Genomic DNA, 26709 nt, shown 5'->3' on the forward strand with positions numbered 1-26709 from the left:
TCGAGAAGGCGAATTCCTTGCCCTTCGGCCTCGCCGCCTATGCCTTCACGCATTCGGCGCCGAACGTCGAGGCGCTCTCGGACGGGTTGGAGTGCGGCAATCTTTCGATCAACCACCTCACCGCCTCGATCGCGGAGACGCCCTTCGGCGGCGTGAAGGACAGCGGCTATGGCCGAGAGGGCGGTTCCGAGGGGCTGGCCTGCTACACGGTGACGAAGAACGTCTCGCATCTGGTGGCCGCCGCATGAGCGACGCGGGCGCCCGCCGGGTCCTGCAGGAGGCGTGCGATTGCGCGATCCGCCTGCCCGGCCGGCCGGCGCCCGCCTTGCCTGCGCTCGCCGCCTTCCTGGCCAATGCGCCGCCGCCCTCCGTCGCGGTATCGGCGCCGGCCCCAACGCGGCGCCGCCGGATCTGGGACCTGGCCGGCACCTTCCACTGCTCCATCGTCGGCACCTGTCTCTCGGCCGACGAATTGCGCCGGCTGTTGCGCAAGCTCGACCTTGTCCCCGCCGGCGCCAGCGATCACGACCTGCATGGCCGCGGTGTCGGGCTGGGCTCGAAGGACGATCATGGCGGGAAGCTGCTGAACAAGGCGCTGGACGAGCGGCATTCCGGCGCGATCCACCGCTTCGCTGCGGCACGAGACGTCAATGCCCTGCGCGCGCTCTGGCGCGAGGCGCAGGAGGCTGGCGACATCCCCGGCGCCTATTGGGCCGTATTGACGCATCCGGCGCTGGATGACGCGCTGACGCGCGAGGCCTTCGGCGCGGTGCACATGCTCTCGCACCTCGTGGGCGCGGCCAATCGCGCCGATATCCGCCGCCTCGTCGCGCAGGACCGCGAACTCGCCGAGCAGCGCGAGACCATCCAGCGCCAGCAGGCCCGGATGCAGGAGCTGGTCGAGGAGCGGACTTCAGCGCAGGAGGCCTTGGCCACGCGGCGCCTCGTCCAGGTCGCCGCGCCGCCGCCGGAGCCGCCCTCGGAACTCCAACGCCGGCTGGAGGCGGCCGAGCAGCGTGCGGCGGCGCTGGAAGCGCGTCGCAGCGAAGCGGAGGCGAAGGCCGAAGCGGCCGAACGCCGCGCCGTCGCGGCCGAAGCGCAGGTGGAGGAAGCGCGGCGGCGCGCCGCCGAGGCCGAGGCCGGCCTGGCCCTTTTGGCGCCGGGCGAAACGCCGGGAGCGCCAGCTGCCTCCCTTCTCGGGACCGTGCTCTATGTCGGGGGGCGGCCCAGCCAGGTTCCCGCCCTGCGCGAGGGCGCCGCCCGGCTCGGCGTCGCGCTGATCCACCATGACGGCGGTGTGGAGGAGAGCGGCAGCCAGTTGCCCGGCCTTGTCCGTCGCGCGGAGCTGGTAGTCTTCCCGGTCGACTGCGTGAGCCACGAGGCCGTCTGGGCCGTGAAGCGGATCTGCCGCGCGGTGGGCCGTCCCTACCGCCCGTTGCGCTCGTCCGGCATGAGTAGCTTCCTGGCAGCCCTGACCGAGCAAGGCCGACCGAGCGAAGCCGAGACCCCGCTGTAACGCCGCTTTCCGCGACGCCGCCGGCAAGCTGCATCGGACGGATGGCCGATCTCCAGCGCGCGGCTCATATCGGCGGGAACGAACCACGGCTCGCCCCTCTCAGCTGTGCGGCATAGCCTCGCCTGAGGGAGCTTCATGAAAGGATCACGCACAACCCTGCCGCCCCATGGCTAGAAGCCGCGCGGCATAAGGGAACTGGCATGGCGAGCGTCGACCTCATCGGCATCGGCAAGAAATTTGGAACCACCGACGTCCTGCGCGACGTCACGCTGCGCGTGGCCGATGGCGAATTCCTGGCGATCCTCGGTGCCTCGGGCTGCGGCAAGTCCACGCTGCTGCGCATCCTCGCCGGGCTGGAAGGCACGGACCAGGGCGAGGTGCGGCTGGGCGGGGTGGAGGTCGGGCATCTGCGCCCCAAGGCGCGCGACCTCGCCATGGTGTTCCAGAGCTACGCGCTCTACCCCTACATGACGGTCGGGCAGAACATCGCCTTGCCGCTGGAGATGCGACGCCTCTCGGCCTGGCAGCGCCTGCCGCTTCTCGGCCGGCTGCTGCCCGGCACGCGCGCGGCGCGCGGGAACATCGCCGAGGATGTCGCCAGCGTCGCGGGGCCGCTCCAGCTCGGGGCCCTGCTGGGGCGCAAGCCCGCGCAGCTTTCGGGCGGCCAGCGCCAGCGCGTGGCGCTGGCCCGCGCCATGGTGCGCCAGCCCGCCGCCTTCCTGATGGACGAGCCCCTCTCCAACCTCGACGCCAAGCTGCGCATCGAGGCGCGGGCCGAGATCGTCGCGCTGCAGCGCCGCCTCGGCGCCACCATCCTCTACGTCACCCACGACCAGGAGGAGGCCATGGCGATGGCCGACCGCGTGGCGGTGATGCAGGGCGGCCGCGTGCTGCAGGTGGCGGCCCCGCAGTCGCTCTACGACGATCCCGTCAGTCTCGATGTCGCGCGCTTCGTCGGCAGTCCGTCGATGAACGTCTTTCCTGTTCGCCTTCTCTCCTCGGGTGCGGTCGAGGCGCTCGGCATGGCATTGCCTTTCCACGCCACGGGCACCGAGCGCGAGGGCGTCATGATGGGTGTGCGGCCCGAGGCGCTGCGCCCGGCGGGGCAGGGCATCCCCGTCACCCTGGCACGGATCGAGCGCCTGGGCGGCGAGGCGCTGCTTTACTGCACGGCGCCCGGCCTCGCGCAGCCGCTGGTCGCGCAGGTGGAGGCCGCCGAGGCCAATGATCACGCGATCGGCGCGCCGTTGAGGCTGATGCCGCGCCGCGCGCTGCTCTTCGATGCGGAGGGCAAGCGCATGGTCTGTCGCGCCGGCAGCTTGGGGGCCATGGCGCTGGAGCCCGCCCATGGCTGAGGCCCGCGCCGGCAAATGGCCGGGGGGGCGGGCCGAGGCCCTCGCGGCCTGGGCGCTGGCCCTGCCGGCCCTCATCCTGATGATCCTCATGCTGCTCGGGCCGGTGGTGGCGGTGCTGCTGCTCTCCTTCACCGGCTGGAGCCTCGGCGACGCCGAGATGGAGTGGATCGGCCTCGGCAATTACGAGCAGCTCGCCGCCGATCCGGTGTTCTGGACCTCGCTGCGCAACACGCTGATCTATGTCGGCGTCTCCGTACCGGCCACGGTGGGCCTCGGCCTTGGCGCGGCGCTGCTGGTGGAGAGCGTGGGGCGCTTCCGCGGCTTCTACCGCGCCGCCTACTTCCTGCCCGTGGCCTCCACCCTGCTCGCCATGGCGCTGGTGTGGGAGTTCATGTTCCACCCGACGGTGGGCTTCGTGAACCAGGCCCTGCGCACGCTCGGCCTGCCGGTGACGGACTGGCTGAACAACCCCGACGTCGCGCTGCTGGCGATCGCGGTCATCGGCGTGTGGCAGAATCTCGGCCTCGCCATGGTGCTCTTCATCGCGGGGCTGCAGGGCGTCCCGAAGGATCTCTACGAGGCGCTGGCGCTGGACGGCGCGGACGGGGCCTGGGAGCGCTTCCGCCGCGTCACCTGGCCGATGCTCGGGCCCGCACTGGTCTTCGTCGTCGCCATCACCGCCATCCGTAGCTTCCAGGTCTTCGACACGGTCGCGGTCCTGACCGAGGGCGGGCCGAACAAGTCCACCGAGGTGCTGCTCTACACCATGGTGCAGGAGGGTTTCCGCTTCCTGCGCACCGCCTATGGCGCGGCGATCACCGTGGTGTTCCTGGTCTTCACCCTGGCGATCACCGTCGCGCAGACCGTGATCCTGGACCGGAGGGCGCATTATGGCTGATCGCCTCGGCCCTCTGTTCCGCCACGCCGTGCTGCTGCTCGGCGCCGCGGTGATGCTCGCGCCCTTCGTGCTGATGCTGTCGCTTTCGGTGAAGCCGGCGGCGGAGATCTTCGCGCCCCAGTTCCGGCTGCTGCCGGAGCAGTGGAGCGCCTGGGAGAACTACAGCGCCGCCTTCACCAAGGTGCCGCTGGCGCGCTTCCTGATGAACGGCTTCATCGTCACCTTCTGCATCTTCGCGGCGCAGGCGGTGACGGCGCTGCCCATGGCCTATGCCCTGGCCAAGCTGCGCTGGCGCGGGCGCGACACCGTCTTCGGCCTGGTGCTGCTGGCGCTGCTCATCCCGCCGCAGGTGCCGGCGATCCCGCTCTATATCGGGCTGTGGCAGCTCGGCCTGCTCGACACCTATGCCGCCATCATCCTGCCCTCGACCGTCAGCGTCTTCGGCATCTTCCTCATGCGGCAGTTCTTCCGCACCGTGCCGAACGACCTGATCGCGGCGGCGCGGATGGACGGGCTGTCGGAGCTCGGCATCGTCTGGCGCATCATGCTGCCTACGGCGGCGCCGGCGCTTGCAGCCTTCGGCTGCCTCTCGTTCATCTGGAACTGGAACGAGTTCTTCTGGCCGTACATCGCGGTCCAGAGCGAGCATCTCATGACGCCGCCGCTCGGCATCGCCTTCTTCAGCGACACCGAGTCCGGCACCAGCTGGGGCCCGCTCATGGCCGCGGCCACGGTGACCACCGCCCCTCTCGCCATCGCCTTCCTGCTCGCGCAGCGCGCCTTCGTGCGCGGCGTGACCATGAGTGGCGTCAAGTAAACCACCCCCAGGAGATCACCTCATCATGACACCGACCCGTCGCGGCCTTCTCGGCACGACCGGCCTTGCCGCCACCACCCTTGCCCTGCCTCTCTATGCGCGCGCCCAGTCGCGCGAGATCGAGCTCAGCGTCCAGTACGGCAACGCGGCCACGGTGCGCGGCCTGATGGAGGAGGTGGCGACTGTCTTCATGCGCCAGAACCCCGGCATCCGCGTGACCTATCGCGCGCCGGAGGCGGATTATGAATCCATCCTGCAGCGCAACCTGCGCGACGCCATCACGCGCAACCTGCCCGATGTCGCCTTCCACGGCCTCAACCGCCAGCGCACCCTGCTCGAGCGCGACATCCCCGTCGATTTCCGCCCCTTCATGCAGGCGGATCCCGAGACGCCATCGCTCGGCTATTCGGAGAGCCTGCTGAGCCTCGGCCAGGTCGGCGGCAAGCAGATCGGCATCGGCTTCGCGCTCTCGACGCCGGTCGTCTACTACAATGTCGATCTGCTGCGCCGCGCCGGCGGCGACCCCGACAAGCTGCCCTCGAGCTGGGAGGAGGTCGCGGCCCTGGCGCGCGCCATCCATGGCAGCCAGGAGGGGATCAACGGCCTCTTCTTCGACTGGACGATCACCGGCAACTGGTCCTGGCAGTCGCTGGTCTTCAGCCGCGGCGGTAGCATGCTGAACGCCGACGAGACGCAGGTGGCCTTCGCCGATGCGCCGGGCCGCGCGGCGGCCCGTGACCTCGGCACCATGTTGACCGAGGGCCGCATGCCCGATGGCCGCTCCAATGCGATGATGGGCGAGTTTGTCGCAGGCCGCATGGGCATCGTCATGAATTCCACGGCGCAGCTCGGCCGCTTCAACCGCGAGATCGGCGGTCGCTTCCCGCTGAAGACCGGGCGCTTCCCCATCCCCGGCCCCAATCCGCGCCTGCCGGCGGGCGGCAACGTGGCGATGATGTTCGCGCGCGACGCGGCGAAGCAGCAGGCGGCGTGGAAGTTCATCAAGTTCGCCACCGGCCCGGTCGGCGGCACCATGATGGTGAACCACACCGGCTACATGCCCGCCACCACAATCCCCGCCGCGCGCGAGGACCTGCTGGGCCGTTTCTACCGCGAGAACCCGAACCACCTCACGGCCATCGGCCAGCAGGACGTCATCACCGGCTGGTACGCCTTCCCCGGCCAGAACGCGCTGAAGATCACCGACGTCATCAACGACCAGATGCAGGCCATCGTGGCGCAGCGCAGCACGCCGGAGGCCGGGCTCGACCGCATGGCCACCGAGGTGCAGGCGTTGCTGCCCCGGCGGAGGAGCTGAGCATGGCGCCGCGCGTCGCCCTGATCTCCGACCTCCATCTCAGCCGGGCCAAGCCCTATTTCCACGCCAATTGGGAGCTCCTCCTGCGCGCTTTGGCGGAGGAGAAGCCGGACCTGGTGCTGGTGGGCGGTGACCTCGCTTTGGACGGGCCGCATCGCGAGGACGACCTTGCCTTCGCCCGCGCCGAGCTCGACCGGCTGCCCGCGCCCTGGCACGCGGTGCCGGGCAACCACGACGTCGGCAACTGCATCCCGGACTTGCGTGGCGAGGCGGTGGTGACGGAGGCCCGCCAGGCCGCCTGGCTGCGGCATTTCGGCGAGGACCGCTGGATGCTGGACATCGGTGCCTGGCGGATCATCGGGCTCAACTGCCTGATCTGCGGCTCGGGCCTCGCGGCCGAGGCGGAGCAGGAGGCCTTCCTGCAGGAGGCCGTGGCGAGCGCGGGCGGCCGGCCGGTCGCGCTGCTTTTCCACAAGCCGCTGTGCAACGCCGATCCGCTGGAGACGGCGGCCAGCCAGTCCTTCTGGTATCCGGAGAGGCGCGAGCCGGTCGCGCGGCTGCTGCGCGAGCAAGCGGTGCGGCTGCTGATCTCGGGCCACCTGCATGAGGCGCGCGATCGCGTGATCGACGGCGCACGCCATGTCTGGGTGCCGGGCACGGCCTTCGTGCAGGACATCGCGGGCGAATGGCTGCCCGAGCGCGGCGGGCGCCGCCGCGTGGGCTACATGATGCTCGAGCTGGCCGAGGAGCCGCGCGTGACGCTGCGCGAGCCCGCGGCCATGATCAACATCGACATCGGCAACTGGCTGCGCGGCGGCATCGGCCACTACGGCGAACTGGCGGGCGGTGCGCCCTTCCTGGGCCTTACCCCCGCGACGACGGTGGACGAGGCGGCCTGACGGAGAGTTCTGTGCAGCCGGCGCGGGGGGGCCACGCCGGTTGCGCGGTATCCGAAGAGGCCGCTCATCGCCGATGGCTGTGGCGCGAGCCGGGGGACAAAACCCCATCCGTATGACCCTGCGGAGGTCCGAAGCGGGCGGTACTAATCGCTGCGCCGTAGCGCGTAACGCTTGCTGATCCGATCGACGGGCGTGCCGTTATTCAAGGGCACGGCACGACGGACGCTATGTTCGGTGAAGCCCAATCGGCCATAGAAGGCGAGGCCGCCGACATTGTCGGCGCGAATGGTCGCGTTGATCGTTGTGAGCGCTCGCTCCCCGGCCGCCCTTTGCGTCGCCACGAATAGGCGGGAGCCCGTTCCCTTCTGCACGTGCCCAACGCGAGTGAAGGTGCCGATGTCGCCGAAGCCAACCGGCAGTTGGGCCGATCGCGTGAGCGACTGAAAGCCGACGAGGCTCCCGGCGGCATCCTCGGCCACGAAGCAGCAGATCACATCGGGACCGGTCAACATGGCCGCAGACAACCCCTCCGGCGTGAAAGGCTCTTCCAGTGCGGTCGTCCCTCCACGGGCGATGACTTCGTTGAGCAGGGCGGCCAGCGCGGGCGCGTCAGCCTCCCGAACCTGTCTGATACGAATATCACCTTCCACGACAGTGAACCTTCCGAGGCGTGGCGTGCGCAGGGCACTGGTTGCCGGGCGCGAACCTATAGACGGTCAGGCTAAAAACCTGGTCTCCGCCAAGTGAAAGGCCGGTGCACGCCACTTCCGGATCAGGACAATATTCGTGGTAGCCAGAGAGCGATTTCTGGGAAGATGAGCATCAGCATGACGGCTCCGAGGTAGACAAGGAGGAAGGGCATGACGCCCACGAAGACATCTGTGATGGGTCCTGCCTTGGGTCGCATACCCTGGAGCACATACATGACGGTTCCATCTGGCGGGCTGATCTGTGCGATCTCGACGAGCATGGTCACGATCACGCCGAACCAGATGGGATCGTAGCCCAGGGCCACGACCACCGGGAAGATGACCGGCACGGTGGTGATGATCATGGAGAAGCCCTCCATGAAGGTGCCGAGCGCGAAGTACAGCCCGATGATGCAGAGCATGATGGCCCAGGGCGGCAGCGGCAGGTCGGAGATGAGTGCGGCCAGCGCCTGGGGCACGTTGATGGTCGTCAGGATGTAGTTCAGCAGATAGGCGCCGAAGATGATCAGCCCCAGCAGCGCGGTGTTGCGCGCCGTGGCCTCGGCCGAGGCGTGCAGCATCCGCAGGGTCAGCTTGCGCTCGAGGGCCGCGAAGAACATCGCGCCCGTGACGCCCAGGGCCGCGGCCTCGGTCGGCGTCGCCCAGCCGGCATAGATGGAGCCCAGGACGAGCACGATCAGCAGCACCGTGGGGATCAGGTCGCGCAGCGCGCGGATCTTCATGCCCAGCGGCAGCTTGGGCGGCTTTTCCATCGGGTTGCGGTGGCCGTGCCAGGCGATCAGCGCCAGGAACATCCCCGTCACCAGGATCGAGGGCAGCAGGGCCGCGATATAGAGCGCGCCCACCGAGGTCTCGGTGATCAGGCCGTAGATGATGAAGGTGATGCCCGGGGGAATCAGGTTGCCCAGCGCGCCGCCGGCCGCCAGCGAGCCCAGCACCCAACGCTGGTTGTACTTGGTGCCCTGGAAGAAGGGCAGCGCGACCGAGCCCATGGTGGCGGCGGTGGCGACGCTCGATCCGCTGATGGCGCTGAACACCGCGCAGCTGACGATATTGGTGTGCAGCAGCCCGCCCGGCAGGCGGTTCAGCCAGACGTTGAGCGCGCGGTACAATCGGTCCGACAGGCCCGCGCGCAGCAGGATCTCGCCCATCAGCAGGAAGAGCGGCACCGCGACGAGCACGAAGTTGGAGGACGGCCCCCAGAGCGTCTGTCCGGCGAAGTTCCACCAGGGGCGGTCGCTGAACAGGAAGCCGGTGAGGAAGGCGAGCACGCCGAGCACGGCGGCGATATAGACGCCCGATCCGAAGAAGACGACGAAGATGCCGATCAGCATCAGGATCTCGGCGATGGGCAGGGCCTGCGCCCCCGAGGCCGCGGCGAAGAGGACGACGCCGAGCAGTCCGAGCAGGAAAACGATTGCGATCAAGTCGTGGAGCCCTCGCGTGCCATGGCGACAGCCTCGAGGGCTTCCTCCGCCTCGTCGTCGATCGTGCGCGAGCCGAGCAGCCGGTCGAGCTGTTCGGGCTGGCCGAGCAGGAGGGCGAGCGTGCCCTCCAGCATCAGCACCAGCGTCATCGCCAGGAAGGCGGTGATGCCGACGGCCCAGAGGCCTTGCGGGATCACCATGGGCACCCGCAGGGCCGAATTGTCATGGGCGTCGAAGAGCGCGCTTTCGTCCACCAGCTCCCAGGCGACCCAGGCGGTGAAGGCCGCGAAGGCGATGAGCAGCGCCAGCGAGAAGAGGTGCAGCGGCGCGCGCAGGCGCAGCGGCATGCGCGTCACCAGCACGTCGACGCGGATATGCGCGCGGCAGGCCAGGGTATGGGCCAGCGCCCAGGCGATGCCGCAGGCGAGCATGTAGCCGGTGATCTCCACGGTCGCGGCCGAGGAGACGCCGAAGACGTTGCGGCCGACGATGTCGCCGGTGATGAAGAGGGCGCAGGCGACGTAGTTCCAGCCCGCGACCCAGGCCATGAACGCCGCCACCGCCGTGGCGCCGCGGCGGAGCTGCGTGGCGAAGCGCAGCACGCTCAGCCGCCGAACCGCACGCCCGAGAGGGGAGCGATCACCTGGTTGTAGATCTCGCCGCAGCGCGCGCCGCAGCGGCGCACGAAGCCGGGCAGCACGACCTGCTGGAAGATGCGCCGCGTCTCGGCCTTGTCGGCGTCACTGGCCTTGACCTCGGTCATGGGGCGCGCGGCCAGGGTGTGGATGCGGCAGTTGTCGCGATTGCCCGTGGCGCAGTCGATGCCGTCGCGCGTCCCCGTGGCGCCGAGCTCCCATTGCGCGTCGCTGAGCTGGCGGAAGGTCGCCTCGATGAGCTCGCGCACCGGCGGCTCCAGGCGGTTGAACCAGTTGAGGTTCACGATATAGGCGGCGACGGCCCAGCTGACCGGCAGGTCGCTGATATGGGTCGAGACCTCGGGCCAGCGGGCGGCGACGCCCGAGCCGGAGCCGGTGATGGCGCAATCCACCACGCCGCGCTCCAGGGCCGAATAGACCTCGGGGAAGCCGATGGAGGTCGGCTGGGCGCCGAGGGCGGCGTAGAAATCGACGAGGCTGTTGCCGAAGGTGCGGACGCGCCGCCCGCGCAGATCGGCCATCGTGGCGAAGGGCGTGCGGCAGAAGAGCACCTGCGCGGGGAAGGGGAACATCGCCATGATGCGGACGCCGAAGCGCTCCAGGTCGCGATTGGCGACGGGCGTCATGGCGTCGGCGATGCGACGGGCCAGGCCGATATCGGGCGCGAGGCCGGCGAGGTCCACGCCGTCGAGGATGGGCACGTCGCCCGAGAGGGTGGAGAGGGTGCCGGCGCCGATCTCGGCCTGGCCGGAGCGAACCAGCCGGACGATCTCGTTGCCCGAGAGGTTCCGCTCGGCATGGCTCGCCAGCGTCATCTCGATGCGACCGCCGCTGCGCTCGCGCAGGCCGTCACGCAAAATGCGCTGGTCGAGCACGTATTGCGGCTGCGTGGGCAAGGGCTGCGTCACCGCCGTGATCGCAACACGAGGGCCGGCGGGCAGACCTTGGGGAGTCTGAGCCAAGGCGGGCAATGAGGCCAGGCTCAAGGCGGTCAGCGTGCAGTGGAAGATGCGGCGGATCATTATATCTCGGTCCTCTGCGTCGGGGCCGTTGTGCCTGGCGTGGGCCGGGCTGCTTCTGGAGGCCTTACGAGGCGGAAGTGGATCGCCCCTGGGCGGTCAGATCAAATCGTCATTGCGAACGTCGGATCATTAGAATGTCTTATGCCTGTCTGCATAAGAACGCGACACTTCGACCGCCATCCTCGCAAGGCTGGGCATCAGCGCATCCTCGGGCGCTGCCCGGCATGTCGCCGTGAATCGGATCGGCGGCACATCGATCCGCGGATCGACCAGATGCAGTTCGTTTCTCGCGAGTTCCGCCTGCATGACCGCCACGGGAAGCATGCAGATGCCGATCCCGTCCACGGCCATGCGGATGATCGTGGCGATGGAAGCGCTGACGTGGATGCGCGGGATCTTCCGCGTCCTTTCCCTCAGGATCTGCTGGAGCTGGTGATAGTTCGGCGTGTTGCGCGGATAGGTGACGAAGGCCTGGCGCTCCAGCACGTCATCGGACAGGGGGCCAGGGCCGAGGCCGAGCTTGGGACTACAGGCGAAGACGTGCTCGAAGGGCTGCAGTTCCAGGTCGATGAAGCCCGGCTCGAAAATGGGACCGACGCAGAGCGCCAGGTCCAGCGCGTGCTGCAGCAGGTCGCGCCGCATGCGGACCGTCAGGTCGACCTCGATATCGAAGGTCACCAGCGGATGGGCTTTGCTGACGCGCTCGATGAAGTCGGAAAGCCAGGTCTGCGCGATGGTCTCCGAGACCCCGAGGCGCACCAGGCCGCTGAACGAGGAGGGGGCGGCCACCGCCTTCAGAAGTTCGTTCCGCAGCTGAAGCAGGCGGTCGGCATACTCCAGCAGCACCTTGCCCTTCGCGGTCGGCAGCGCCTCCCGGCGCGTGCGCTCCAGCAGCTTGCCGCCCAGTTCCAGCTCCAGCGCCGCGATGCGCTGGGAGACGGCGGGCTGGGTCGTATAGAGCCGCTCCGCGGCGCGCCCGAAGCTGCGCAGGGTCGCAACCCAGTAGAAGACCTCCAGACTTCGAAACTCGACCAAGACCAAAGGCCCCCCACTCCGGTCAGGATGCCGGAGGGGTGTCGCCCTCGCAATGGCGGCCTCTAAGTCCCTGGACTAAGCCCCGAGGCCGGTGGCGATCGCGATGTTGCCGTGCGCGTCGAGCCTGGCCGTCATGCCGGGCGGCACCACGCAGGTGCAGTCGTATTCCTCGATCACCGCCGGGCCCGGCCAGTCGCGGCCGACGAGATGCTCACGGCTCAGGACGGGCGTCGCCAGCCAGCCGTGCTCGGGTCCGAAATAGGCCTGGCGTTCGCCGGGCGCCTGCGTCGATGCCACGAGGCCGCCGCGCGCGTCGCGCAGGGTATCGAGCTCGCCCACCGCGGTGAGGTTGAGGCTGACCAGCTCCACGGGCTCGCCCGGGCCCGCGCGGTGGCCATAGGTGCGCTCGTGCTCGTCGCCGAAGGCCTGGTCGAGCTGCGCCGCGGTCGCCTCGGTGATCGGGCCGTCGGGCACCGGCACCGAGAGCTCATAGGCCTGGCCCTTGTAGTGCAGCTTGGCGAAGCGCCGCAGCTTGATCTGGTCGGGCCGGAAGCCATCGGCGGTCAGCTTCGCGCGGGCCTGATCCTCGAGCCCCTGCCAGGCCGCGACGAGGGCCGGCAGGTCGAGCAGGCGGGTGTGCTGCCGGTAGGTGCGCGAGAGATTGTATTCCACATCCGAATAAAGCAGCCCGACGGCGGAGAAGACGCCCGCCGAGGGAGGCACGATGACGCTGCCCATGCCGAGCGCGCGCGCCATGCCCGCGGCGAAGAGCGGCCCGTTGCCGCCGAAGGCGACCAGCGCGAACTGGCGCGGATCGCGGCCGCGCTCCGAGGACACGGCCTTGATGGCGCGGATCATATTGGCCGCCGCGACCATATGCGCGCCATAGGCCGCGCGCTCCACCTCGATGCCGAGGGGCTTGGCCACCTTCTCCGTCAGCGCCGCCTTCGACTTGTCCGCATGCAGCTTCACCGCGCCGCCCGCGAGATGGGTCGGGTTGAGATAGCCCAGCACGACATTGGCATCGGTGACGGTCGGCTCCTCGCCGCCGAGGCCGTAGCAGACCGGGCCGGGGAAGGAGCCCGCGCTCTGTGGGCCCACCTGCGGCGCGCCGCCGGCGTCGATCGCGATGATGGAGCCGCCGCCCGCGCCGACCTCGGCCAGGTCGATCGCCGGCACCTTCAGCACATAGCCCGCGCCCGACATCAGCCGCGAGCCGATCATGATGCCGCCGCCCACGGAGTACTCCTCGGCGCGCGTCACCTCGCCGTCCTCGACCAGCGCGGCCTTGGCGGTGGTGCCGCCCATGTCGAAGGAGATGATCTTGTCGAAGCCCGCGCGGCGGGCAAGCGAGCGCGCGCCGATCACGCCGGCGGCGGGGCCGGATTCGATGATGTGCACTGGCATTTCGGCCGCGACCTCGGCCGGCGTCAGCCCGCCATTGGACTGCATCAGCAGCAGCGGCGCGGTGATACCGACGCCCTTCAGGTCCTGGCCCAGCGAGGTCAGGTAGCGGTTCACCACCGGCTTCACATAGGAGTTGATGACGGTGGTGGAGGTGCGCTCGTACTCCTTGATCTCCGGCAGAACCTCGGAGCTGATGGAGAGCACCATCCCCGGCGCGCGCCGGCGGATGATGTCGCGGATCCGCTTTTCATGCGTGTCGTTGGCGTAGGAGTGCAGCAGGCAGACGGAGATGGCCTCCACCTTTTCCGCCACGAGCCTGTCCACCGCCGCCTCGACCTCGGCCTCGTCGAGCGGCGTCACGATCTCGCCCTTGGCGTCGACGCGCTCGGTCACCTCCAGGCGCAGGCTGCGCTCGACGAGGGTGGGCGGCTTCTCCCAGAGGAGGTCGTAGAGCCGCGGCATGCGCAGCAGGCGCAGCTCCAGCACGTCGCGGAAGCCCTTGGTAGTGATCAGCCCGGTGCGCGCGCCCTTCAGCTCCAGGATCGCGTTGGAGGCGACGGTGGTGCCGTGCAGCAGCTCCGCCACATCCGCGCCGCCGAGCGCGTTCTCGCCGAAGGCCGCCGCCAGGCCCTCACCGATCGCGCGGGCATAATTATCGGGCGTGGACGAGACCTTCTTCGTGATGATGCCGCCCTGGGCATCCATGATGCTGATATCGGTGAAGGTGCCGCCGATATCGACGCCGATGCGAACCTTGCTCATGTCTCTCGATCCTTACTCGGCGGCCAGTGCGGGCATTTCGCGAAGGGCATAGGGCGTGTCCTGCCAGGCGCGCGCCTTGCGGAGCCTGACCCGCAGCGCCTGGGTCGCCACTGCGTCCACCGAGCGGCCATCGGTCGCCAGCACGACGCCGTAGAGCTTGCCGGCATTCCCGGCGCTCACGAATTCGTTCCGGACATCCCGCAGAACATGCTCGGGATCGCGCTCCAGCGGGTCGCCCCAGCCGCCTCCCGCCGCGGTCTCATGCACGAAGAGGTCGCCGTGGCGAAGCTGGCCGTAGAACTTGGCGGGGTAGACTTCCGGGGCGCCGCCCGTGCGGGTCAGGTAGTTCATCGAGACGCCACCGGGATAGCCGCCATAGAGCCCATAGGGCCGGATGTCGCGCCGGTCGGAGCGGATGGAGATCACCGCCTCGTTGCCCAGGAAGCGATAGGCGCGGCGATAGGGCGCGCCGCCGCGGAACTTGCCCGCGCCGCCGCGATCGCCCACCAGCTCGTAGCATTCCACGAAGAGCGGGTTCTCGGCCTCGATCACCTCGGAGGACTGCCCGGCCATGTTGGCGAACATGTGAGAATTGCCGTCGATGCCGTCGGCGAAGGCGCGTCCGCCCCAGGCGCAGCAGGTGAAGTCGCAGAAGATGTAGGGCTTGCGATCCGCGTCGTAGCCGCCGATCGAGATATTGGTGTTGCCGCCGTCGCCGGCGGCCGTGACCTTGCCCGGAACCATCTGCGCCAGCGCGCCGAAGACGGTATCGACCATGCGGAAGCCGGTCAGGCCGCGCGCGGCGACCGAGGCCGGATGCACGCAATTGGTGATAGTGCCGAGCGGGGCGATCACGTCGATGGCGCGGAAGGCGCCGTCATTGTTCGGCACCCGGTTCTCCATCACGGAGAAGAGCCCGCAATAGGCGGCCGACTTGGTGAAGGACAGGGTGCAGTTCAGCGCGCCGCGCACCTGCGGCGAGGAGCCGGTCCAGTCGAAGAGGATGCGGTCGCCGGTCTTGGTGACGGTCACCTTCAGCGCGATGGGCTTGCCCACGTCGATGCCGTCATCGTCCAGATAGTCCTCGAAGGCGAAGACGCCGTCGGGCAGCTTGGCGATCTCGGCGCGGGTCATGCGCTCGGAATGGTCGAGCATCGCCTCGCCCAGCAGCTTCACCTTCTCCACGCCATAGCTGCGGCAGAGATCGATGAAGGCCACTTCCGCGACATGGCAGGCCGAAAGCTGCGCGCGGATGTCGCCCGCGACCATCTCCGGCACGCGGACATTCATCAGCAGCATTTCGAAGAAGGTCTCGTTCCGCGCGCCCTTGTCGTAGATGCGGATCGGCGCGATCCGGACGCCCTCCTGGTAGATCTCGATGCTGTCCGGCGCATTGGAGCCCGCGACGCGCCCGCCCACATCGGTGTGGTGGGAGATGGTGCCGGCGAAGGCCACCAGCTCGCCGTCCACGAAGATCGGCTTGAAGATGAAGATGTCCGGTAGGTGCATGCCGCCATGGAACGGGTCGTTCAGCGCATAGACGTCGCCCGGGTGGATGTCGCCCTTGAAGCGCTCGATCACCGCGCCGAGCGCGGTCGGGATGGAACCCAGATGCGAGGGCAGGGAGAAGCCCTGGGCGATCATGCGGCCCTGACCGTCGAAGAAGGCCGTGGAGTAGTCGAGGTTGTCGCGCAGCACGGTGGAATAGGTCGTGCGGTGCACGGTCAGCGCCATCTCGTCGGCGACGGAAAGCAGCGAGTTGCGGAACAGCTCGAATTCGAATGGATCGAAGGACGGCGCGGACATGTCGGGGTTTCTCCAGGCTGGCAAGGTGAGCCCGGGGGGAAGCTGAGCGGCGGCGGAACGAGTTGTCCAATCCTCAAGCCGAAAGCCGGACTATAAGGCGACCTTATCGAAGGCTGATCCGGATCGGTCCGACCTGATGCCAAACCGCGCAGTTCCCGCCGTGGAAGGCCTGCGATCCGGCCGCGCCTGCCTGGTAGGGACCGTTATTTGCAGCGGGAGGGAACGCCGCTAGGCTGGGCCCGAATCAGAATGGCGGCATCGACCGTCTTCGCTCCAAGGGGAAGTCCATGTCCATCAGCCGACGCCCGTTCCTGGCGACGCCCGCCCTTCTGCTCGCCACGCCCGCATGGGCGCAGGCCGCCCCGGTCAAGGTGGGCGCCCTGCTGCCCCTGACCGGCGTCGCGGCCTCGGCCGGCAACTCGGCCAAGGCCGCGATCGAGCTCGCCGTCGAGCTGATCAACACGCCCCAGCCCGACCTCGCCGCCATGCCGCTGATGGCCACGACGGGCTTCCCCGGCATCGGCGGACGGCCGCTGCAGGTCGTGATCGCGGACCAGCAGGGCAGCCCCTCGGTCGCGCAGAACCAGGCGCTGCGCCTCATCACGCAGGAGCGCGTGGTGGCGCTGGTGGGCGCCTATCAATCCGGCATGACGGTCACCGCCAGCGCCATCGCCGAGCGCCACGGCATTCCCTTCCTGACCGGTGAATCGGTCGCGACCAACCTGACCGAGCGGGGCTTCAAGTGGTTCTTCCGCACCACGCCGATCGGGCCTGACATCGCCGCGATCTATGTCGAGTTCCTGAAGGCCGCGCGGGTGAACGGGCGTCCCATCTCCAAGGTCGCCATCGTCAACGAGAACACGGAATACGGGACCTCCATCGCCGAGGTGATCCGGCGCACGGCCGAAGCCGGCGGCATCAACATCGCGCTGCAGATCCCCTATGCCGCCAACAGCGCCGACGTCTCGGCCCAGGTGCTGCAGCTGAAGGAGGCGCAGCCCGATGTGGCGATCTTCATCAGCTACACCTCCGACGCCATCCTCTATGCGCGCACCATGCGCGCGCAGGGCTATCGTCCGCCCATCCTGATCGGCGACAATTCCGGCTTCTCGGACGATAACTTCGTGCAGACCGCGGGCGATCTCGCCCAGGGGATCATCAACCGCAGCGCCTTCGATCCGAGCCGCCCGGGGAGCAATTCCTTCAAGGTCAACGCGCTCTACAAGGCCCGCACGGGCCGCGAGATGGACGACACCACGGCGCGCGTCATGCAGGGCTTCCTGGTGATGTGCGACGCCATCAACCGCGCCGGCTCCACCCAGCCCGCCGCCATCCAGACCGCATTGAAAGCCACGAATCTCACGGCCGATCAGCTGATGATCGGCTATCGCGGCGTGCGCTTCGACGAAAAGGGGCAGAACACCCTGGCCTCGGTGCTGCTGGTGCAGCTGCGCGGGCGCGAATACGTCTCCGTCTGGCCCGAGGCGGTGGCGACGGCGCCGCTCCAGCTTCCCTATAAGGGCTGGGAATAAGCATCGCATGATCCTCGCGCAGGTCATTCTGAACGGCTTTCTGGTGGGAGCCGTCTACGCCTTGTTCTCGTCCGGCCTCACGCTGATCTGGGGCATGATGAACGTGGTGAACTTCGCCCATGGCGACTTCGTCATGATCGCGATGTACGTCGCCTTCATCGCCTTCACCGCCCTGCATCTGGGGCCTGAGCTCTTCGTGCCGCTGGCGGCGCTGGCGCTCTTCATGCTGGGGGTGCTCGTCTATTACGGGCTGGTGCGGCACGTCATGCGCGGGCCGATGCTCGCGCAGATCCTGGGCACCTTCGGCCTCGCTCTGGTGCTGCGCTACGCCACGCTGTGGATCTTCTCCGCCAACTTCGTCTCCCTGCCGGAAAACCTGTTGGGCGATGTCCAGACCTTCGCCGGGCTGCGGCTGGAACCTTCCCGCGTGGTGGCCGGCCTCGCGGCGCTGACCCTGACCATCGGGCTGCATCTGCTGCTGACGCGCACCGCGCTGGGCAGCCGGCTGCTGGCCGTCGCCGAGGATCGCAGCGCGGCCATGCTGGTGGGCATCCGCCCCGACCCGATGCAGGCCCTGGCCTGGGGGCTGGGCGCGGCCTGCACGGGTGTCGCGGGCGCGCTGATCGCGCTGTTCTTCTACATCTCGCCGACAGTCGGTGAATCGCTATCGTTGATCGCCTTCGTGGTGGTCTGTCTGGGTGGTTTCGGCTCGGTGCCGGGGGCGCTGGTCGCGGGGCTGACCATCGGGATTCTCGAATCCCTGACCTCCTTCTGGATCGGCCCGGCCTTCAAGGACGTCGTCGTCTTCATGCTCTTCCTCGCCGTTCTGTGGTTCCGTCCGCAGGGTCTGCTGGGCAAGGCATGAGCGCCGCCGAAACGCCCGCCGCGCCCCGCGTCGCGGGCCGCTGGATCTTCGGGCTGCTCGTGCTCGCCGCCCTGATCGTCTGGCCGCTTTTCGTGGAGGACCAGTTCCTCCAGCGCGTCGGCGCCTTGGTGATGCTGGCCGCGCTCTCGGCCTCGGCCTGGAACCTGGTCGGCGGCTATGCCGGGCAGATCTCCATCGGGCATGTGCTGTTCTTCGGCTGCGGGGCCTATGCCTCGCTGCTCGGCTTCGCCTGGTTCGAATGGGCGCCGATCCTGGGCGCGCCCTTCGGCATCGCGCTGTCGCTGCTGCTGGCGCTGGTCGTCGGCGGGCCGACGCTGAAGCTGAAGGGCCACTACTTCTCCATGGCGACGATCGCGCTGGCCGAGCTCGCGCGGATCATCGTCACCAATGCGCCGGTGCTGGGCGGCGCGGTCGGCGTCTCGGGGCCGGCCATGCCGCGCTCGACGATGGATCTCTCCTTCATCAGTCCGCTGCCCTATTACTACATCTTCGGCGCGGTGCTGGCGGTGCTGCTGCTCTTCACCTGGTGGATGAACCAGGGGCGCATGGGCTTCTACCTGCGCGCGATCCGCGGGCAGGAGCGCGCGGCGCGTAGCCTCGGCGTGCCGGCGCAGCGCTACAAGATGTATGCGCTGATGGTCTCGGCGGGCTTCACCTCGCTGGCGGGCTCGCTCTACGCGGCCATGCTGGGCTTCGTGGATCCCGACAGCGGCCTGGGCATCCTGCTCTCGGTGAAGATGGTCATCGCGGCCGCGCTGGGCGGGGCAGGGACGCTCTTCGGCCCGCTGGTCGGCGCGGCGATCCTCGTGCCGCTGGAGGAGTTCACCAACGCCGTCTTCGGCGGCGACGGCACGGGCATCACCTATGTCGTCTATGGCGCGATCATCGTCTTCATCAGTCGCTTCGCACCTGGCGGTCTGGCCGAGATTCTTGCGCGGTTCCAGGCCTGGAGGGCTCGCCGTGCCGGCTGACGCACCTTTGCTCGAAGCAAAAGACATCGTCGTCGCCTTCGGCAGCTTCCGCGCCGTGGACGGCGCCTCGCTCACCATCGGCAAGGGTGAGATCATCGGGCTGATCGGACCCAACGGGGCGGGCAAGAGCACCTTTTTCAACTGCCTCGCCGGCGACCGCCAGCCGCAATCGGGCACGATCCGCCTGCGTGGGCATGACGTCACGAACGCCTCGCCGGAGGAGCATGCGCGCCTCGGCCTCGGCCGAAGCTGGCAGGTGCCCGCGGTCTTCGACGATCTCAGCGTGCGCGAGAACGTGATGGTCGGCGCCTTCCTGCGCCATCCCCGCGCCTCGGACGCGGCGGCCGCGGCCGAGAAGGTCATCGACTTCACCGGCCTGCGCCCCATCGCCGAGGCGCGTTCCGGCAGCCTGGGCACGCCCGCGCGCAAGCGGCTGGAAATCGCGCGCGCGCTGGCGACGGAGCCCGAGATCCTGTTGCTGGACGAGGCGCTCGCCGGCCTGACGCCGACTGAGGTGCGCGCGGCCATTGAGCTGGTGCGCCAGATCCATGCGCGCGGCATCACCCTCGTCATCGTGGAGCATGTGATGGAGGTGATCCTCACCCTCGCCGATCGCGCGGTGGTCTTCCATCAAGGCAAGGTCATCGCCCAGGGCCCGCCGCGCGAGGTGGTGCAGGACCCTGGCGTGATCGAGGCCTATCTTGGCCGCAGCCTCAGCAGGAAGGCCAAAGCATGAGCGACGCGCTGCTCTCCGTGCGCAATCTCGAGGTGCGCTATGGCGATCTCGTGGGCGTCTCCGACGTGTCGCTCGAAGTCCGCAAGGGCGAGGTCGTGGCCCTGCTCGGCTCCAACGGCGCGGGCAAGACGACCGTGCTCAACGCCATCATCGGCCTGGTGAAGCCGAGCGCGGGCGAGGTGCTGTGGGAGGGCGCTTCCATCGCCGGCCAGCCGGCCTTCGCCGTGGTGGGGCGCGGCCTGGCGCTGGCGCCGGAGGGCTGGCGGCTCTTCGTGAACCAGACGGTGGAACAGAACCTGCGCCTCGGCGCCACGCCGCTCCGCGATCGCAAGCGCGAGGCCGAGCTGCTGGAGAAGGTCTTCAACTTCCTGCCCAAGCTGAAGGAGCGGCGCCGGCAGGAGGCCGGCACGCTTTCGGGCGGCGAACGCCAGATGCTGGCCGTGGGCCGCGCGCTGATGAGCGCGCCGCGCCTGCTGCTGCTGGACGAGCCCTCGCTGGGCCTGGCGCCGGCCATCGTCGAGATGATGTACGAGAAGCTCCAGGTGCTGCGCGACGAGGGGCTGACCCTGCTCATCGCCGAGCAGTCGGTGGAGCTGGCGCTGGAGATCGCCGATCGCGGCTATGTCATCCAGACCGGGCGCTCCGTGCTGGAAGGCCCGGCCGACGAACTGGCGCGCAGCCCCGAGGTGCAGCGCGCCTATCTGGGCATCGGCGGCGACGAGGCGGCGGCGTGAAGCGCCTGACGGTCGCCGTCGTCTCGCGCAACTACTTCAACCTGCCGCTGTGGATCGCGCGCGCGGCAGGGCTCTTCACGGCCGAGGGTCTCGACGTCCAGATCGACCATATCGAGGGCATCGAGGAGGTGGCCGCCCGGCTGCGCGACGGACGCGCGCAGCTCGCCTATGGCGTCACCGAGCATGTGATCCTGGATGCGGAGACGGGCGGGCGCACGGCCATCATCGGCGGCAATGTGAACAAGCTGCCCTTCTCGCTGATCGCCCGCGCCGGGATCGAGGGGCTGGAGGGGCTGCGCGGCAAGAAGATCGGCGTGTCCTCGCTGCGCGCGGGGAGTTCCTCGCTCATCATGAAGCTGCTCGCCGCACGCGGGCTGCATTGGCCGGCGGATTACGAGCTGGTGCCCTGCGGCCCCATCCTCGCGCGCTGGGACCTGCTGCGGAGCGGCGAGATCGATGCCGGCCTCCAGGGCGCGCCGCTGAACCGCATCGCGATCGAGCAGGGCTTCGTCTCGCTGTGCGAGCCGCGCGACGAGGTGCCGCATTTCCAGTTCACCAGCCTCGACGTCGATCAGGACTGGGCCGGCGCCAACCGCGACAGGCTGCTGCCCTTTCTCCGCGCGTTCCTCAGGGCTCACGAGCGCTTCTACACCGAGCGCGACGAGGCCAATGCCGTGGCCGTCGCCGAGACCGGGATCGAGACGCGCCACGCCGACATGGCCTGGGAGGAATACACGCGCGAGGCCATCTTCCCGCGCGATGGCGAGGCGAGCGCCGCCGGCGTGCAGGCGCTGATCGAGACCAGCGCGCTGATCCGCGAGCTTCCGTCGCGCGCGCGAACGCGGGCCGAAGATTATATTGATCGGTCCTGGCTGGCGGAGGCCAGGGCGACGCTCTGACGCGCGTTCAGGCGCACCGGAACACTAGCGGATGACACGCCCTCCCTCCCGGGCTCACCTCGCCCGGAGGATGGCGGCCGCCCGAACGGAGTTCTGCCATTTACTTGACTTCATGGGGTAATTAATCAATATTGTCGATGGGATTCCGGAATTAATGTTTGTACTATGAGTAAATAATTCACTGTTATTTGAATTTTGGTGTTCCTTTCTCCAGCGCCGGACCCTCGGGGATCGATGGAGACCATGTGGGGGATTGCCTCCGGCCGTTCCACCGGCGGCCAGGAGTGTCAGGACGAGGCAGAGGGCCTCGCTGAGGGCGGCTGGGAAACGCTGCGCCTGGGCAGCCCGAGTGGTGCCGTTCCTCCCGCGGTCGAGATCGACTTCGCCTTGGCGCATCCGGATCGCGGCGTGGCGCTGGTGGACCTGGCGAAGCCCCACCCCGAAGCCGTGCCGCGGCTCCGCGCCCGGCTGCAGGCCGCCGGTTTCGGCGACGCCTTCCCCGGTCATCTGCCCATCGTCCACCGGGTTCTGGGCATCGACGATCTGTGGCGCCTTTCCAAGGTCCTGGAGCCGGCCTTCGCCCTGGAGCCGGCCTTGGGGATCGCCGGGCAGGGGTGGATCGGGCATGTGCAGCATGCGCTCCTGGTGGAAGCACCGCAGGCCCCCAGGGCGTTGCCCCGCGAGGAGCCTTCGGCGCCCGACCCGCCGCTGGTCCGCGAACCGCTTCCACCCGAAGAGCCGGTCGCGGCCGCGTTGTTGGAGGAGGCGCCCGCGGACATTATGCCCCTGGCGCGCCGGCGCTCCCGATCCGCGCTTTGGTTCCTTCTCCTCCTGGCCCTCGCGGCCGGGACCGGTCCTGCGCAGCAGGTCACCTGGCCCGAGGCCTGGTCCTCGCACCTGCGTCAGCTCCTTCCGGCGATAAGGGCCGAGTTGCCGGCCCTCTTCAGCCAGGCGGGCCGCCCCGCCGCCGCGCCGCGAGCTGAGCGGGATGGGGATCCGCGAGAGGTGAGCCCGCCGCCACCTCCGCCCGCCCTGGCCAGCGGGGCGGCGTTTCCGCGAGGCCCGCTTCCGCCGCTGGAAGAGGCGCTCCTCCTCCCCGCGCCGCTTGTGGCGGTGATCGGAATTCCCGAAATCCCGCGCCCCGCCCTCCCGCCGAGCCTGGTCCGCATTTCCGAGCCCGTGGAGCCTCTGGCCCTACCGCAGGCCTTGCCCGAAGCCCCGCCGCGCTTGCCCATCGCGGCGCAGTTCGAGACGGCGCTGTCCATCGCCGCGATCGAGCTCCCGCCCGCCCCGCCGGTCGTGGGCGATCGGGCGCCGCGCCCCGTGCCGGAGGTGCTGGTTGCAGCGATCGAGGCCGCTCCCGGGGCGGCGTCCCCGACGGAGCTCGCGACGATCCTGGTCGCGCAGCCGCCGCCCGCTTTGCCGTCTGCCCTGATCAATCTTCTCATCCAGCGCGGCGACGAGATGCTGGCCCGTGGCGATGTTTCCGCCGCGCGGCTTTTCTATGCGCGCGCGGCTTCGGCCGGCAGCGCGACCGCCGCCTGGGCCATGGGCCGGAGTTTCGAGCCGGAGGTGCTGAGCCGAATCGGGGCGCGCGGGATCCGCGCCGACCCCGACCAGGCCCGCCTCTGGTACCGCAGAGCGGAGGAGTTCCATTGATGCAGGACGAATCTCCGGATGCGGCCAGCGAGAGCCCAGGCGCCCCGCGGCGCAGCCTGCTGCTTTCCGCGACGGCCGTCGCCGTCACGGGGGAGGCGGCGGCGCAGGCCCCCGCGCCGATGCTCCCGCAGCCCAATCCGGTCGCCCGGCTCAGCGCCCTGGCCGTGCGGGCCAATGCGGGAACGGTCGGGCTGATCGCCGGTGGGGTCGACGGCACCTATATCCGCATCGCGGCGGACCTTGCCGCCGTGCTGGACAATTCCGACCAGCTGCGCGTCATCGCCATGATCGGTCGGGGCTCGCTGCAGAACATCGCCGACATCATGACCCTGCGCGGCGTGGACCTCGGCATCGTGCAGTCGGACGCGCTGGCCTATGCGCGGCGGGAGAGGCTGTTCCCGCTGGTGGACCGCCTCGTGCAATATGTCAGCAAGCTCTACGACGAGGAGGTCCATATCCTCGCCGGGCCCGGCATTGCCGGGGTCCGCGACCTCGCGGGCAAGGCGGTGAACGTCGATCTGCGGGGCAGCGGCACGGCGATGACGGCCTCGCTGCTGCTGGGTGCGCTGGGCGTCGCCGTGGAGGAGCGGCACGATCCCCAGGACGTCGCGCTGGAGCGGCTTCGGCGCGGCGAGATCGCGGCGCTGGTCTATGTCGCGGGCAAGCCGGCGCGGCTGTTCACCTCGATCCGCCCGGAGGAGGGTCTGCGCCTGATCGCGGTGCCGCCCGAGGCCTCGCTGCTGGCTACCTATCTGCCCGCTCGCTTCGCCGCCTCGGACTATCCGGCGCTGGTGCCCGAGGCGGGCGCGGAGACGGTCGCGGTCGGCGCGGTGCTCGCCGCCTATGGATGGCCGCCGAACACCGAGCGGCACGGCAAGGTCTCGCGCTTCATCGACGCCCTGACCGCGAATTTCGAGGCCCTGCTGCGCCCGCCGCGGCATCCCAAGTGGCGCGAGGTGAACCTCGCGGCCACGGTGCCGGGCTGGACGCGCTTTATGCCGGCCCGGCCAGAGGGTCGCTAGAGCCTTCTCCGTTCGCAAGGGCTCACTGCGCAGGCTCTAGCCATTTGTTTTTACGAACATCTTTATCCGGCCAGACGATTCCGTCTGGCCGGATGATGCTCTAAGTCGGGCGTTGGCCGTTGCGCCGGGCTGGCCTAGGCTCGCCGCAACCTGTCCAAGGAAGCCCGAGATGCTCGCCTCCCAGCGCCACCTTTTCGATATCCCGCGCGATGTCGCCTATCTCAACGCCGCCGCCTGGTCGCCGCTGCCGCTGGCGGTGCAGGAGGCCGGGCGGATGGGCGTCGGGCGCAAGACCCACCCCTGGGACCTCGATGCGGCGCTGCCCGGCCGCGTGATCGAGCGCGCCCGCGCCGCCGCCGCCGCGCTGATCGGCGCCGAGGCCGAGGATGTCGCCGTGATCCCCTCCATCTCCTATGGCGTCGCCGTCGCGGGGAAGATCTTCGCCCCGCCCGCCGGCTCGCGCGTGCTGGTCTTCGAGGACGACCATTCCTCGCCGGTTCTCGAATGGCTCGCCCGCGCCCCGGCCCAGGGCTTCACGGTCGAGACGGTGCGGCGCCCCGGCGATGGCGACTGGACCGCCGCCGTGGAGGAGGCCATCGCCAGGCCCGGCGCGCCGCTGTCCATCGCCTCCATCTCGAACCTGCATTGGGCCGATGGCACGGTGCTGGACATGGACCGCATCGCCGCCGCGCTCAAGGCCAAGGGCGCGGCGCTGCTGATCGACGCGACGCATGGCGCGGGGATGATGGAACTCGACGTGACGCGCATTGATCCCGATTTCCTGATCTTCCCCACCTATAAATGGGTGCTCGGGCCCTATGGCCGCGCCTTCCTCTACATCGCCAAGCGCCACCAGGACGGCGTGCCGCTGGAGCAGACCGGCTTCGGCCGCAAGGGCGTGCTGAACGATCGCACGCCCTATCTGTCCGACCTGTCCTATGCGCCGACGGCGCGGCGCTTCGACATGGGCGAGCGCGACCATTTCGTCGGGCTCGAGATGGCGGCGGTCGGGCTGGAGCTGATGGCGTCCTGGGGCCATGCCGCGATCGCCGAGCGATGCGGGATGCTGACCGCGCGGCTCGAGGAGGGGCTGGCCGCGGCGGGTGCGATCCTGCCCAGGCGGGCGCTGCGCGCGCCGCATGTTCTCAGTGTCTCCTTCCCCAAGGGTATGCCGGCGGGCTTCGTCGAGGCCCTTGCCGCCGAGAAGGCCTTTGCCGCGCCGCGCCTCGGCTGCCTGCGCATCAGCCCCCATGTCTATAACGACGAGGAGGACGTCGACCGCTTCGTTGCGGCCTATGGGCGCTGCCTGCGCGGTGTCGCGGCTGCCGCCTGACAGGATTGAAACGCCCTCGGCGCCACCTATCTGAGAGTTGTCGTTCAACAACAGAAAGGAGGTGGTCAGATGTCTCATTGTCACATGCCGCACACGGCGGTTCTCGTGAGCCCGACCCCCGCCGAGGGGCAACGGCTCGGCTGAGCTGTCCGTACAGGCAGGACAATGGAAACGCCGTCCCGTGAGCGGGGCGGCGTTTCGCTTTTCAGGCCCTTGAAGCCCTTGGTGCGGCGCTACGGCCGCACGGCCGGGGTTTCGATCGGCATGCCGACGGCGCGTTGCGCCAGATAGAGCTCGATCTCGACATATTCCGCCGCGCCATAGGCATAGGGCTCGGCGCGCACGCCCGTCATGCAGCCGCGTAGGCGGCGCTGCAGCGAGCCCAGCGCCTGCCATTCGAGGCGATAGAGCGGGTATCCGGTGGCATGCCCCTGCGGGATGACGCTGCCGGCCAGGCGGCGGCCCGCATTGTCGTCGTGGCATTGCGCGCAGGAGAGGTCGAGCTGGCCGCGCCGCGCGGCATAGAGTGCCCGCCCGCGCTCGCGGGCCGCGATCAGGCGCGGATCGGCGGGCGGGGCGATCGGCTGGCCGCGCGACTGATGCGCGACATAGGCCATGAGCGCGAGGAGGCCTTCGCTCTCCCGTGCCAGCGGCGGAGCACCCTGGCGTCGCTCCCGGCTTTGCAGGATGCGGCCCGCGAGGTCGATGGGCGCGGCACTTGCCTCGTCCCAGGCGGGATAGCGCGCCGCCACGCCGCGCATCGAGACCTCGGCATTCCCGTGGCAGCTCGCGCAGGATTGGCCGGACGGCCCCTCCGGGCGGTTCCACAGCGCCTCGCCCTCCAGCACCCAGAGCATGCCGGGATTGGCGGTGTCGTCCCGCTGCATCGCCTGGGTCTCGCGCGACATCTCCTCGAAGCCGGAGCGGCGCTCCTGCGCGGCGGCCGGCCAGGCGAGCACGGCCAGCAGCGCCAGGGCGCGCCTCACTCCGCCACCGTGATCTCGCGGGTTTCCGTCTGGTCGAAGCCGTTGTCGCCCTGCCAGCGCAGCGCGAGCGGGCCCGTCGTTGTCGCGACCAGGGTGAAGGACAGGAAGGGATTGGCGGCGATGGCGGGCGAGAGCTCGGCGGCGAAGACCTCCACGCCGTCATAGGTGGCGGTGAAGCGGCGGATGATGTCGCGCGGCAGCACCACGCCATCGGCGCCGGGGCGATAGCCGGTCTCCATATTGTGCTGGATGAGCGTGCGGATGGCGATCACCTCGCCGGGCTTCGCGCTGCGGGGGATGTTGAGCAGGACGCGCGCCATGGC

Annotated in this window: 25 protein-coding genes; 16 read left to right on the forward strand and 9 right to left on the reverse strand. The window is 69.3% G+C overall.

Annotated elements, in window-relative coordinates; all coding sequences use genetic code 11:
- The 7 genes from ACO057_RS01595 to ACO057_RS01625 all read left to right on the forward strand — a co-directional run.
- Positions 1 to 248 (forward strand): aldehyde dehydrogenase family protein (locus ACO057_RS01595; protein ID WP_421988599.1); only part of this gene is annotated, 248 nt, incomplete at its 5' end.
- Positions 245 to 1516, forward strand: a complete 1272-nt coding sequence (locus tag ACO057_RS01600; protein ID WP_421988600.1) for a DUF2325 domain-containing protein — start codon at positions 245 to 247, stop codon at positions 1514 to 1516. The genes ACO057_RS01595 and ACO057_RS01600, both read left to right, overlap by 4 nt.
- A gap of 200 nt (positions 1517 to 1716) precedes the next feature.
- Positions 1717 to 2871: an ABC transporter ATP-binding protein gene (locus ACO057_RS01605; RefSeq protein ID WP_421988601.1), complete on the forward strand. Its 1155-nt coding sequence runs from the start codon at positions 1717 to 1719 to the stop codon at positions 2869 to 2871.
- Positions 2864 to 3769 (forward strand): carbohydrate ABC transporter permease, encoded by a 906-nt coding sequence (locus ACO057_RS01610; protein ID WP_421988602.1) that lies wholly within the window; start codon positions 2864 to 2866, stop codon positions 3767 to 3769. The genes ACO057_RS01605 and ACO057_RS01610 overlap by 8 nt, the downstream gene beginning before the upstream one ends.
- Complete coding sequence (locus ACO057_RS01615; protein ID WP_421988603.1) at positions 3762 to 4586, forward strand: carbohydrate ABC transporter permease; 825 nt, start codon at positions 3762 to 3764, stop codon at positions 4584 to 4586. The genes ACO057_RS01610 and ACO057_RS01615 overlap by 8 nt, the downstream gene beginning before the upstream one ends.
- A gap of 25 nt (positions 4587 to 4611) precedes the next feature.
- Positions 4612 to 5904 carry an ABC transporter substrate-binding protein gene (locus ACO057_RS01620; protein ID WP_421988604.1) on the forward strand — a complete coding sequence of 431 codons (1293 nt, stop codon included), beginning with the start codon at positions 4612 to 4614 and terminating at the stop codon, positions 5902 to 5904.
- Positions 5905 to 5906: 2 nt separating this feature from the next.
- Positions 5907 to 6803, forward strand: coding sequence for a metallophosphoesterase family protein (locus ACO057_RS01625; protein WP_421988605.1), 897 nt, complete (start codon positions 5907 to 5909; stop codon positions 6801 to 6803).
- A gap of 143 nt (positions 6804 to 6946) precedes the next feature.
- Here ACO057_RS01625 and ACO057_RS01630 read toward each other — a convergent pair whose 3' ends face one another.
- The 7 genes from ACO057_RS01630 to ACO057_RS01660 all read right to left on the reverse strand — a co-directional run bounded on the left by ACO057_RS01630 (position 6947) and on the right by ACO057_RS01660 (position 15628).
- On the reverse strand, positions 6947 to 7453 hold the full coding sequence (locus ACO057_RS01630) for a GNAT family N-acetyltransferase (RefSeq protein ID WP_421988606.1): 507 nt from the start codon (positions 7451 to 7453) through the stop codon (positions 6947 to 6949).
- Positions 7454 to 7575: 122 nt separating this feature from the next.
- On the reverse strand, positions 7576 to 8940 hold the full coding sequence (locus ACO057_RS01635; protein ID WP_421988607.1) for a TRAP transporter large permease: 1365 nt from the start codon (positions 8938 to 8940) through the stop codon (positions 7576 to 7578).
- On the reverse strand, positions 8937 to 9542 hold the full coding sequence (locus ACO057_RS01640; protein ID WP_421988608.1) for a TRAP transporter small permease subunit: 606 nt from the start codon (positions 9540 to 9542) through the stop codon (positions 8937 to 8939). The genes ACO057_RS01635 and ACO057_RS01640 overlap by 4 nt, the downstream gene beginning before the upstream one ends.
- Before the next feature lie 2 nt (positions 9543 to 9544).
- Positions 9545 to 10618: a TRAP transporter substrate-binding protein gene (locus ACO057_RS01645; RefSeq protein ID WP_421988609.1), complete on the reverse strand. Its 1074-nt coding sequence runs from the start codon at positions 10616 to 10618 to the stop codon at positions 9545 to 9547.
- A gap of 129 nt (positions 10619 to 10747) precedes the next feature.
- Positions 10748 to 11653 carry a LysR family transcriptional regulator gene (locus ACO057_RS01650; RefSeq protein ID WP_421988610.1) on the reverse strand — a complete coding sequence of 302 codons (906 nt, stop codon included), beginning with the start codon at positions 11651 to 11653 and terminating at the stop codon, positions 10748 to 10750.
- A 75-nt stretch (positions 11654 to 11728) separates the two neighbouring features.
- Positions 11729 to 13822 carry a hydantoinase/oxoprolinase family protein gene (locus ACO057_RS01655; protein ID WP_421988611.1) on the reverse strand — a complete coding sequence of 698 codons (2094 nt, stop codon included), beginning with the start codon at positions 13820 to 13822 and terminating at the stop codon, positions 11729 to 11731.
- A gap of 12 nt (positions 13823 to 13834) precedes the next feature.
- Positions 13835 to 15628 (reverse strand): hydantoinase B/oxoprolinase family protein, encoded by a 1794-nt coding sequence (locus ACO057_RS01660; RefSeq protein ID WP_421988612.1) that lies wholly within the window; start codon positions 15626 to 15628, stop codon positions 13835 to 13837.
- A gap of 287 nt (positions 15629 to 15915) precedes the next feature.
- On the opposite strand from ACO057_RS01660, the gene ACO057_RS01665 reads away from it, so the two are divergent.
- From ACO057_RS01665 to ACO057_RS01705, 9 genes are all read left to right on the forward strand, one after another.
- Positions 15916 to 17160 carry an ABC transporter substrate-binding protein gene (locus ACO057_RS01665; protein ID WP_421988613.1) on the forward strand — a complete coding sequence of 415 codons (1245 nt, stop codon included), beginning with the start codon at positions 15916 to 15918 and terminating at the stop codon, positions 17158 to 17160.
- 7 nt (positions 17161 to 17167) lie between these two features.
- Positions 17168 to 18025 (forward strand): branched-chain amino acid ABC transporter permease, encoded by an 858-nt coding sequence (locus tag ACO057_RS01670; RefSeq protein WP_421988614.1) that lies wholly within the window; start codon positions 17168 to 17170, stop codon positions 18023 to 18025.
- On the forward strand, positions 18022 to 19017 hold the full coding sequence (locus tag ACO057_RS01675; RefSeq protein WP_421988615.1) for a branched-chain amino acid ABC transporter permease: 996 nt from the start codon (positions 18022 to 18024) through the stop codon (positions 19015 to 19017). The genes ACO057_RS01670 and ACO057_RS01675 overlap by 4 nt, the downstream gene beginning before the upstream one ends.
- Positions 19018 to 19024: 7 nt before the next feature.
- Entirely contained in the window at positions 19025 to 19753 is a 729-nt protein-coding gene (locus ACO057_RS01680) for an ABC transporter ATP-binding protein (protein ID WP_421988616.1), read from the forward strand.
- Between the two features lie 8 nt (positions 19754 to 19761).
- Complete coding sequence (locus ACO057_RS01685) at positions 19762 to 20487, forward strand: ABC transporter ATP-binding protein (RefSeq protein WP_421988635.1); 726 nt, start codon at positions 19762 to 19764, stop codon at positions 20485 to 20487.
- Positions 20484 to 21386, forward strand: a complete 903-nt coding sequence (locus ACO057_RS01690; RefSeq protein WP_421988617.1) for an ABC transporter substrate-binding protein — start codon at positions 20484 to 20486, stop codon at positions 21384 to 21386. The genes ACO057_RS01685 and ACO057_RS01690 overlap by 4 nt, the downstream gene beginning before the upstream one ends.
- A gap of 243 nt (positions 21387 to 21629) precedes the next feature.
- Positions 21630 to 23045, forward strand: coding sequence for a hypothetical protein (locus tag ACO057_RS01695; protein ID WP_421988618.1), 1416 nt, complete (start codon positions 21630 to 21632; stop codon positions 23043 to 23045).
- Positions 23045 to 24067: a TAXI family TRAP transporter solute-binding subunit gene (locus ACO057_RS01700; protein ID WP_421988619.1), complete on the forward strand. Its 1023-nt coding sequence runs from the start codon at positions 23045 to 23047 to the stop codon at positions 24065 to 24067. The genes ACO057_RS01695 and ACO057_RS01700 overlap by 1 nt, the downstream gene beginning before the upstream one ends.
- Before the next feature lie 169 nt (positions 24068 to 24236).
- Complete coding sequence (locus tag ACO057_RS01705) at positions 24237 to 25400, forward strand: aminotransferase class V-fold PLP-dependent enzyme (protein ID WP_421988620.1); 1164 nt, start codon at positions 24237 to 24239, stop codon at positions 25398 to 25400.
- 233 nt (positions 25401 to 25633) lie between these two features.
- On the opposite strand, the gene soxA is transcribed toward ACO057_RS01705, so the two are convergent.
- Together soxA and ACO057_RS01715 are read right to left on the reverse strand one after the other, a co-directional pair.
- On the reverse strand, positions 25634 to 26386 hold the full coding sequence (gene soxA, locus ACO057_RS01710; RefSeq protein ID WP_421988621.1) for a sulfur oxidation c-type cytochrome SoxA: 753 nt from the start codon (positions 26384 to 26386) through the stop codon (positions 25634 to 25636).
- Complete coding sequence (locus tag ACO057_RS01715; RefSeq protein WP_421988622.1) at positions 26383 to 26706, reverse strand: thiosulfate oxidation carrier complex protein SoxZ; 324 nt, start codon at positions 26704 to 26706, stop codon at positions 26383 to 26385. Before ACO057_RS01715 ends, soxA begins: the two co-directional genes overlap by 4 nt.
- Between the last annotated feature and the right edge of the window lie 3 nt (positions 26707 to 26709).

It is taken from the genome of Roseococcus sp. (assembly GCF_965227005.1).
Taxonomy (GTDB): Bacteria; Pseudomonadota; Alphaproteobacteria; order Acetobacterales; family Acetobacteraceae; genus Roseococcus.

Bases quoted from the DNA above. Each gene is read 5' to 3' on its own strand.
- ACO057_RS01610 (WP_421988602.1), top strand. From the start codon at position 2,864: ATGGCTGAGGCCCGCGCCGGCAAATGGCCGGGGGGGCGGGCCGAGGCC.
- ACO057_RS01695 (WP_421988618.1), top strand. From the start codon at position 21,630: ATGTGGGGGATTGCCTCCGGCCGTTCCACCGGCGGCCAGGAGTGTCAG.
- ACO057_RS01705 (WP_421988620.1), top strand. From the start codon at position 24,237: ATGCTCGCCTCCCAGCGCCACCTTTTCGATATCCCGCGCGATGTCGCC.
- ACO057_RS01665 (WP_421988613.1), top strand. From the start codon at position 15,916: ATGTCCATCAGCCGACGCCCGTTCCTGGCGACGCCCGCCCTTCTGCTC.
- ACO057_RS01620 (WP_421988604.1), top strand. From the start codon at position 4,612: ATGACACCGACCCGTCGCGGCCTTCTCGGCACGACCGGCCTTGCCGCC.
- ACO057_RS01655 (WP_421988611.1), bottom strand. From the start codon at position 13,822: ATGAGCAAGGTTCGCATCGGCGTCGATATCGGCGGCACCTTCACCGAT.
- ACO057_RS01660 (WP_421988612.1), bottom strand. From the start codon at position 15,628: ATGTCCGCGCCGTCCTTCGATCCATTCGAATTCGAGCTGTTCCGCAAC.
- ACO057_RS01645 (WP_421988609.1), bottom strand. From the start codon at position 10,618: ATGATCCGCCGCATCTTCCACTGCACGCTGACCGCCTTGAGCCTGGCC.
- ACO057_RS01675 (WP_421988615.1), top strand. From the start codon at position 18,022: ATGAGCGCCGCCGAAACGCCCGCCGCGCCCCGCGTCGCGGGCCGCTGG.
- ACO057_RS01715 (WP_421988622.1), bottom strand. From the start codon at position 26,706: ATGGCGCGCGTCCTGCTCAACATCCCCCGCAGCGCGAAGCCCGGCGAG.
- ACO057_RS01700 (WP_421988619.1), top strand. From the start codon at position 23,045: ATGCAGGACGAATCTCCGGATGCGGCCAGCGAGAGCCCAGGCGCCCCG.
- ACO057_RS01600 (WP_421988600.1), top strand. From the start codon at position 245: ATGAGCGACGCGGGCGCCCGCCGGGTCCTGCAGGAGGCGTGCGATTGC.
- ACO057_RS01625 (WP_421988605.1), top strand. From the start codon at position 5,907: ATGGCGCCGCGCGTCGCCCTGATCTCCGACCTCCATCTCAGCCGGGCC.
- ACO057_RS01670 (WP_421988614.1), top strand. From the start codon at position 17,168: ATGATCCTCGCGCAGGTCATTCTGAACGGCTTTCTGGTGGGAGCCGTC.
- ACO057_RS01605 (WP_421988601.1), top strand. From the start codon at position 1,717: ATGGCGAGCGTCGACCTCATCGGCATCGGCAAGAAATTTGGAACCACC.
- ACO057_RS01615 (WP_421988603.1), top strand. From the start codon at position 3,762: ATGGCTGATCGCCTCGGCCCTCTGTTCCGCCACGCCGTGCTGCTGCTC.